This window comes from Nioella ostreopsis (genome assembly GCF_004000255.1).
In the GTDB taxonomy this organism is placed as follows: Bacteria; Pseudomonadota; Alphaproteobacteria; order Rhodobacterales; family Rhodobacteraceae; genus Nioella; species Nioella ostreopsis.
Genome location: NZ_RCIQ01000078.1, coordinates 1 through 936, shown reverse-complemented (window position 1 = coordinate 936; position 936 = coordinate 1). Strand labels below are relative to the sequence as shown.

Genomic DNA, 936 nt, shown 5'->3' with positions numbered 1-936 from the left:
GGCCTTGGGTCGAGACGTTCTAGAGACCTGTGAGCAACGGAACGCACGCATGCTGAGCGATGATGACCTGCACCGGCTGGACGCCCTGCTGTTGTCCCTTCCCATGGATGACGACGGCATGCTTCTCAGCGAATTCGACGGCTTCTGCGCGGGGCTGGTGGTGTGCCCCGAGATGATCATGCCCGGGGAATGGTTGACCTGCGTGTGGGGCGAGAACACAGAGCAATTCGAGGCCCTCGCAGATGTTCAACTGGCGACTGACCTGATCATGCGGCACTACAACGATGTCGCGCAGTCCCTGACGCCACCGGCTGCTGACTACGGCCCGCTTTATGACGAGGACCAACGGACCGGAGAAGTCCTGTGGGAGTCCTGGTGTTCCGGATTTGAGCGCGCCATGCGCCTTCGCCCGGACGCTTGGGAGCGCATCGTGAAAAGCGGTGATGAAGAGGCGGCCGCATCCGTCAACATGATGCTTGCGCTCTACGACATTGCAGAAGGCCAAAGCGATCTGCCAGAAGCCTCCATCAAAACCCTGACCGAAGAGGCCCCGGATCTCATTCCGAACCTGGTCCTCACCCTCAACGCATGGACCAAATCCGGAACGAAATCTGATCCTTTCCCGAACTGGGCCGCAGCAAACCAATCCCACGCACCGTTTCAGGGCAATAAAGTGGGTAGAAACACCCCCTGCCCCTGCGGGTCTGGCCGCAAATACAAGCACTGCTGCGGGAGCAACTGATCGCACTGTGGTGCATTGATCTCAGCTTGTGTTCGGTAGAATGCCAAGAATCGCAGGTCAGCAGCTTGCAAGCCAATGCCAGCTTCGGCGCGAGGTGTAGCGGCCGACCGGTTCCGACCCAGAAGGCACGATCCGAGCTTCTGGTCGGCCTTCACCGTTCCAACAGGTCGGGCGGATTCTGTTGAAGAACTCGG

Annotated in this window: 1 protein-coding gene; it reads left to right on the top strand. The window is 59.6% G+C overall.

The window, feature by feature from the left end; translation table 11 throughout:
• The first annotated feature begins 49 nt into the window (after positions 1 to 49).
• Complete coding sequence (locus EP237_RS22875; RefSeq protein ID WP_127563111.1) at positions 50 to 742, top strand: UPF0149 family protein; 693 nt, start codon at positions 50 to 52, stop codon at positions 740 to 742.
• The last annotated feature ends 194 nt before the right edge of the window (positions 743 to 936 follow it).